General features: G+C 68.2%; 2 protein-coding genes. Both read left to right on the top strand.

Annotated features, from left to right (window positions below; all coding sequences use genetic code 11):
* A partial coding sequence (locus IEY89_RS39595; RefSeq protein WP_189152366.1) for a type I polyketide synthase occupies nucleotides 1-6,308 on the top strand: 6,308 nt, incomplete at its 5' end.
* 71 nt (nucleotides 6,309-6,379) lie between these two features.
* The coding region (locus IEY89_RS39590; protein WP_373287353.1) for a type I polyketide synthase at nucleotides 6,380-8,160 on the top strand (1,781 nt) is incomplete at its 3' end.

Here is an 8,160-nt window from a genome sequence, read left to right as displayed (position 1 = left end):
CCATGGTCCTGGACGAGCTGACCCGCGGCCTTGACCTGGACGCCTTCATTCTCTTCTCCTCGGCGGCCGCCACCTTTGGAAATCCGGGGCAGGCCAACTACTCCGCTGCCAACGCTCACCTCGACGCCATTGCTCAGCGGCGCAAGCAGCTCGGCCTCCCCGCCACCTCCATTGCCTGGGGAGCTTGGGCAGACAGTGGCATGGCAACCGGAGCTGCTGCCGCTGAGCAACTGACGCGCAGCGGATTCCCGCCTATGGAACCGGAGTTGGCGCTCTCTGCGCTGGCCAAGGCCGTGGGCAGTGGCGAGTCCGCATTGACCGTGGTGGATGTGGACTGGGAGCGGTACGCCCCCACGCTCGCCGCCCCCCGGCCCAGCCCCTTGATCGGCGACTTGGCGGAGGTACAGGCACTGCTGCGGGCAGAAGCTACCGCCGGCTCCGCCGAGGATTCGTCGGCCGAGGAGAACGCTTTGGCCCGGCTCGCCGGACTCGACGAAGCCGAAGCCACTGAGCAGATCCTTGAGCTCGTGCGGTCACAGACTGCGCTGACGCTGGGCCACAACGGACCTCAGGCCGTGGCTCCCGGCCGTGCCTTCAAGGACCTCGGATGCGACTCACTGGGCGGCGTACGACTCCGTAACCGGCTCAACAAGCTCACCGGCCTGCGGCTGCCCGCAACACTCGTCTTCGACTACCCGACGCCAAACGACCTGGCACAGTATCTGCTCGGAGCGATCCCCGGCGGCGTGCAGATAGCGCCCGTAGTAGGTACCCCGGCATCGGCGGCAGCGGTGGTCGACGACGAGCCCATCGCTATCGTCGCCGCAGCCTGCCGCTTCCCCGGAGGCATCAGCACGCCGGAAGAGCTGTGGCAGCTGCTTACCGACGGCGCCGACGGCATCTCCGGTTTTCCGACGGACCGTGGCTGGGACCTGGAGGCGCTCTATGACGCTGACCCGGACCGCTCCGGAACGTCGTACGTACGGGACGGTGGATTCCTTCACGACGCTGCGGAGTTCGATCCGGGATTTTTCGGCATCAACCCGCGTGAGGCCTTGGCGATGGACCCGCAGCAGCGGCTGCTGCTGGAGACCTCGTGGGAGGCGTTCGAGCGGGCGGGTATCGACCCGCAGTCGCTGCGCGGCGTCTCGGCCGGAGTTTTCGTCGGCAGCAACGGCCAGGACTACGCGTCCCTTCTGCGACAGGTACCCGAGACGGTGGAGGGCTACTTCGGCACCGGCATCGCGGGCAGTGTCGCCTCGGGCCGTATCGCCTACACGCTGGGCCTTGAGGGTCCGGCGGTCACTGTGGATACCGCGTGTTCATCGTCGTTGGTCGCGTTGCACATGGCGGCTCAGTCGCTACGCAGCGGTGAGTGCTCGCTGGCGCTCGCGGGCGGCGTGACAATCATGACGACGCCCGAAATCTTCGTGGAGTTCTCGCGGCAGCGCGGGTTGGCGTCGGATGGCCATTGCAAGGCGTTCGCCGATGCGGCGGATGGTACTGGCTGGGGCGAGGGCGTCGGCATGCTGCTGCTTGAGCGGCTGTCGGACGCTGAACGAAACGGCCGCACGGTCCTGGCTGTGGTCCGGGGTTCCGCCGTCAACCAGGATGGTGCGAGTAATGGTCTGACGGCTCCGAATGGTCCGTCGCAGCAGCGGGTGATCCGGCAGGCGCTGGCGAACGCGGGTTTGTCGGCGGCTGAGGTGGACGCGGTGGAGGCGCACGGTACGGGCACGAAGCTGGGTGACCCGATCGAGGCCCAGGCGCTGCTCGCCACGTACGGGCAAGAGCGCGAGCCTGAACTCCCGCTGTTGCTGGGGTCTGTGAAGTCCAACATCGGTCACACGCAGGCCGCCGCAGGCATGGCGGGTCTGATCAAGATGGTCATGGCGATGGAGCACGGGGTTCTTCCGAAGACGCTGCATGTGGATGAGCCGTCGCGCCACGTGGACTGGGAGTCGGGAGCCGTCTCGCTGTTGATGGAGGAGCGGGCGTGGCCGGAGACCGGGCGTCCGCGCCGGGCCGGAGTCTCCTCCTTCGGCGTGAGCGGTACGAACGCGCACGTGATCATCGAGCAGGCGCCGACGATGCTAAATCCGGTCGAGGACGCGTCGTCTCCGGTGGCGGGTGTGGTGCCGTGGTTGATATCTGGCAAGACGGCGGATGCGTTGTTGGCGCAGGCGGAGCAGCTGCGGGCCTATGTGGAAGGCAGGCCGGGGCTCGACGCGACTGACGTGGGTTTTTCGTTGGCCACGGGCCGTACCTCGTTCGAGCAGCGTGCTGTGGTGATCGGCGGGAACCGTGAGGAGCTTCTCGAGGGCTTGGCTGCGCTGATACGTGAGGAGTCGCCGGCGCGGCTCGTGCGGGGTGTCGCGGGCGCGGTGGGGAAGTCGGTGTTGGTGTTTCCGGGTCAGGGGACGCAGTGGGTGGGTATGGGCGCCCAGTTGCTGGATGAGTCGGCGGTGTTCGCGGCGCGTCTTGAGGAGTGCGCTGCTGCTCTGGCGCCGTTTGTGGACTTCAACCTGATTGATGTGATCAGCAATGGCAAGGCCCTGGATCGGGTGGATGTGGTCCAGCCGGTGACGTGGGCGGTGATGGTTTCGCTGGCGGAGGTGTGGCGGTCGCTGGGTGTGGTGCCGGGTGCGGTGGTCGGGCATTCGCAGGGTGAGATCGCCGCGGCTGCGGTGAGCGGTGCGCTGTCTTTGGAGGATGCGGCGCGTGTGGTGGCGCTGCGGGCGCAGGTGATCGGTCGTGAGCTGGCCGGTCTGGGTGGCATGGCCTCGATTCCCCTTCCTTTGACGGTGGTTGAGGACAGGCTTGCCGACTGGACTGGCAGGCTGGGTGTCGCCGCAGTCAACGGTCCCTCCAGCACGGTGGTGGCTGGCGACGCCGACGCCATTGCTGAGTTCGTGGCCGCGTGTCAGGCGGAGGACATTCGGGCTCGCCAGGTTCCGGTGGACTACGCCTCACACTCCGCGCATGTGGAGCGCATCGAGGCCGAGCTCCTCGATGTGCTGGCCCCGATCAGCCCCCGCGCGGCGCAGATTCCGTTCTACTCGACTGTCGAGGGCGCGCTGATCGACACCAGCGCCCTTGACGCGTCGTACTGGTACCGGAACCTGCGCCAGAGCGTCCGTTTCGAGGAGGTGGTGCGGACTTTGGCCGCCGACGGGTACGGCACCTTCATCGAGTCCAGTGCCCACCCCGTCCTGACTATCGGTATCCAGGAGAGTGCCGAAGAAGCAGCCTTGGAAGTCGTCTCCACGGGGTCGCTGCGCCGCAACGAGGGCGGCCTGGCCCGCTTCTTCGCCTCCGCCGCTGAGCTGCACGTCAACGGCGTGCCGGTCGACTGGCAGGCGTACTTCGCCTCGTACAGGACGCACCGCGTCGACCTTCCTACGTATGCCTTCCAGCGCGAGCGGTTCTGGCCCGACGCTGCAGGCCGTACTGCCATCGACGCTCCCGCGATCGGGCTCGGTGCGGCCGGGCACCCGCTCCTGGGCGCGGCCGTCGAACTTCCCGAGACGGGCGGCGTCCTGCTCACCGGTCGGCTGTCCCTTCAGACGCACCCTTGGCTCGCCGACCACGCCGTCTCCGGGACGGTCCTGCTGCCCGGCGCCGGGTTCGTCGAGCTGGCCGTCCGCGCGGGCGACGAAGTCGGCTGCGGCACGCTTGAGGAGCTGACCCTCGAGGCGCCGTTGGCGCTGCCCGAACAGGGCGCGGTCCGGATCCAGCTGACCGTTTCGGCAGCCGACGAGGCGGGCCGCCGGTCGCTCAACCTCTACTCCAGCCGGCCTGAGGGGGAGGACACCTGGACTCGCAACGCCACCGGCATCCTCGCCGAGACCGCGAGTGAGAGTGAAACCGGACTCGCGACCGATCTGACCGTCTGGCCCCCGCCTGGCGCCGAGCCGGTCGAGATCGGCGATGCGTACGAGCGGCTGGCGGCGGCTGGTGTCGAGTACGGGCCTGTCTTCCGGGCGCTGCGCGCCGTATGGCAACGGGGCGAGGAGCTGTTCGCGGAACTCCGGTTGTCCGACGAGGCAGCCACCGATGCTCCGGCGTACGGACTGCACCCTGCCCTCTTGGATGCCGCGCTCCAGCCGCTCGGCCTCGGCCTAGTCCTGCCGGAGCCGGAGAACGGCTGTACCCGTCGACCGTTCGCCTTCAGCGGCATGCGCCTGCACGCGGTCGGCGCGGCCGCCCTCCGGGTACGGATTGCCCCCGTGGGCGACGAGGCTGTGTCCATCCAGGCCGCCGACACCACAGGACGGCCCGTCATCACCATGGAATCGCTACTGCTGAGGCAGGTCATGCCGGAGGCGGACGGCACCAGGAAGTCGCTCCGGGACGCCCTGTTCCGGATTGACTGGCTGCCGCTGCCCGCAGCAGGTGGGGCACCTGCGGGCGGCCGATGGGCCGTACTCGGCGATGACACGCTGGGCCTGAGCCCCGCGTCCGTCGAGCTGTACGCGGATTACGGCGCGCTCGCGGAGGCCGTGTTGGCGGGCGCCGAGGTGCCGGAGTTGGTATTCGTCCCGATCATGATGGCCTCGGAGGCCCTCGACACGGGCGTGGGAAGTGCTCGGGGTGCGGACGTGGCGCAAACGGTCCGCAGGGTCATGTACCGGAACCTCGAACTGATCCAGGCGTGGCTGGCGGACGACCGGTTTGCGTCCTCTCGGCTTGTGTTCGTCGGTCCCGAGGACTTGGTCGGCGCTCCGGTGTGGGGCATGGTCAGGTCCTCGCAGGTCGAGAACCCCGACCGGCTCGTCCTGGTGGACGCGGCGGGCCGGCTCTCCCCGGAGGCGCTGGCCCAGGCTCTGGCCTCGAGGGAGCCGCAGCTCAGGCTGCGCGACGGTGAGGTAACCGCGGCCCGCCTGGTCAAGGCCACGGAGCCGGAGGCGACCGGTCCCGACGCCTTCGACTTCGACCCCGAAGGCACCGTCCTTATCACCGGCGCGTCCGGCGGCCTGGCACCCCTCCTCGCCCGCCACCTGGTCACCGCGCGCGGCGCCCGGCACCTGCTGCTCACCAGCCGCCGCGGCCCTGACGCGGACGGCATGCCCGAGCTCGCCGCCGAGCTGGCCGAACTCGGTGCCACGGTGCGCGTCGCCGCCTCGGACGTTTCGGACCGTACGTCCGTGGCCGAACTGCTGGCCACCATCGACGGTTCGCACCCCCTCACCGCGGTCGTCCACACCGCCGCCGTACTCGATGACGGGGTGGTTCACGCGCTGACCCCAGAGCGGATCGACCGCGTCCTGAGCCCCAAGGCGGACGGAGCGCTACACCTGCACGAACTGACACAGGGCACAGGCACACTGCGCTCCTTCGTGCTTTACTCCTCGCTCTCCGGCACCCTCGGGGGCGCGGGGCTGGCCAACTACGCTGCATCCAACGCCTTCCTCAATGCGTTGGCTCGGCACCGCCGCGATCAGGGACTGCCCGCTGTCTCTCTCGCGTGGGGACTGTGGGAGCAGCGCAGCGGCATGGCGGGCAGGTTGAACGACGTCGACATGACTCGTATGTCACGTGCGGGCGCGGCCCCGATGCCAGCCAACGAGGGCCTTGCGCTCTTCGATCTGGCGACTGGGGCTGCCACCGACGCCGTGATGGTTGCCGCCCGGCTGGATACTGCGGAGCTGCGGCGCCAGGCGGCGGCAGGGATCATGCCTGCGCTGTTCCGTGCTGTGGTGAGCACGCCCGCAGCTGTACGCAGAGGCAGCGCGGCGGACGCAGGATCCTTCGGCGGGAGCGCCATCGGCTGGGCTGAGCGGCTCGCGGGTCGTGCTGTCGAGGATCAGGGGCGGATGTTGCTGGACCTGGTCTGCGAGCACGTGGCAGGCGTACTGGGACACACCGCGACAAATGTCATTAAGGCGAACCGGGCCTTCAAGGAGCTGGGCTTCGACTCGCTCACCGCAGTCGAACTCCGCAACCGCCTCAAGGCTGCGACCGGCCTACAGCTCCCCGCGACGCTGGTCTTCGACACCCCGAATCCGGAGGCACTTGCACGACGACTGCGCACCGAGTTGGCGCCTAGTAGCGATCAGAACGCCGGACAACCCGTATTTGCCGACCTTCAACGGCTGGAAACTTCCTTGGCCGGAGTCGGCTCCGATGACACGGAGCTGCGCGACAAGGTCGTTGCGCGTCTGCAGACCCTGCTGTGGAAATGGGAGGACCGAAGCACCGGGAGCGAGGGCGACGGTGCTGCCGAAGATGAGGAATTTGACGACGTTACGGACGACGAGATGTTCGACCTCATCGATCAGGAACTCGGAGTATCCGAGAATCTCTGAACTCGCTGCGCACACCGTGTAGTCCACTTTCTCAAATCCCGTGGCTGCCCTCCTGAGAACGGATTCCTGAGATGCCGAACGACAACCCGACTGACCACCGGCACATGAACGAGGACAAGCTCCGCGACTATCTCAAGCGGGCTGTTAACGACCTGCGACAGACCCGCCGTCGGCTCGGCGAGGTCGAGGCCAGGAACCAAGAGCCCATTGCCATCGTTGCGATGAGCTGCCGCTTCCCTGGCGGTGTCCGCACCCCGGAGGAGCTGTGGCAACTGGTGGCATCCGGCGGCGACGCCATCTCCGGCTTTCCGACGGACCGAAGCTGGAACCTGGAGGCGCTCTACGACCCGGACCCGGACTGCTCGGGAACGTCCTATGTTCGTGAGGGCGGATTTCTTCACGACGCTGCCGAGTTCGACTCGGGCTTCTTCGGCATCTCGCCGCGTGAGGCCCTCGCCATGGATCCACAGCAGCGTGTTCTGCTGGAGACTTCGTGGGAGGCGTTCGAGCGCGCCGGTGTCGATCCCGAAACCCTGCGAGGTGTAAAGGCAGGCATCTTCGTCGGCTGCAATTACCAGGATTACGCCACCCGGCTGCCTTCTGTCCCGGAAGAGGTCGAGGGACACCTGGGTATTGGCAACACCGCGAGCGTGGTCTCCGGCCGGGTGGCGTACACGCTCGGCATCGAAGGCCCGGCCGTCACCCTCGACACAGCGTGCTCGTCATCACTGGTCGCCCTGCACTTGGCCGCCCAGTCGCTGCGCCAAGGCGACTGCACCCTGGCACTCGCCGGCGGACTGTCCATCATGTCCTCACCCGCTTCGTACGTGGAATTCAGCCGCCAGCGTGGACTGGCGCCGGACGCCAGGGTAAAGGCCTTCGCCGAAGGCGCGGACGGTACCGCCCTGTCCGAGGGCGTTGGCCTGCTGCTTCTCGAGCGGCTCTCCGACGCGCGGCGCAACGGCCACCCCGTCCTCGCCGTGATCCGTGGCACCGCCATCAACCAGGACGGTGCCAGCAACGGACTGTCCGCGCCGAGCGGCCCTTCCCAAGAGCGGGTCATCCGGGACGCCCTCGTCAATGCGCGCCTCACGACAGACCAGATCGATGCGGTGGAGGCGCACGGCACAGGCACCAAGCTGGGTGACCCGATCGAGGCCCAGGCGCTTCTGGCCACCTATGGACAGGACCGTGAGGGCCAGGAGCCGTTGTGGTTGGGCTCGTTGAAGTCCAACATCGGCCACACCCAGGCCGCCGCCGGTGTCGCGTCGATCATCAAGATGGTCAAGGCGGTGGAGCACGGAGTGCTCCCCAAGACGCTGCACGTAGAGGAGGCATCTTCGCGGATCGACTGGCAGTCAGGCGCGGTGTCGCTGCTGACGGAGGAGCGGGCGTGGCCGGAGACCGGGCGTCCGCGCCGTGCGGGCGTGTCGTCCTTCGGCATCAGCGGTACGAATGCCCACGCCGTGCTGGAACAGGCACCGGAGCCCGAGGCGGCCGAGACCGAGACGTCCGAGGACGCCTCGGCGCCGGTGGCGGGTGTGGTGCCGTGGCTGGTGTCGGCCAAGACGGCAGATGCATTGCGCGCGCAAGCGGAGCAGCTGCGGGCCTATGTGGAGGCCAGGCCGGGGCTCGACGCGACTGACGTGGGCTTCTCGCTGGCCACGGGCCGTTCGGCATTCGAGCAGCGCGCGGTCGTCATCGGCGGGAACCGTGAGGAGCTCCTTGAGGGCCTGTCTGCGCTGATACGTGAGGAGTCGCCGGCGCGGCTCGTGCGGGGTGTCGCGGGCGCGGTGGGGAAGTCGGTGTTGGTGTTTCCGGGTCAGGGGACGCAGTGGGTGGGTATGGGTGC

The organism is Streptomyces lacrimifluminis, assembly GCF_014646095.1.
In the GTDB taxonomy this organism is placed as follows: domain Bacteria; phylum Actinomycetota; class Actinomycetes; order Streptomycetales; family Streptomycetaceae; genus Streptomyces; species Streptomyces lacrimifluminis.
Note: the sequence above shows the minus strand (reverse complement) of the source record. Positions and strands in the feature narration are given on the sequence as shown.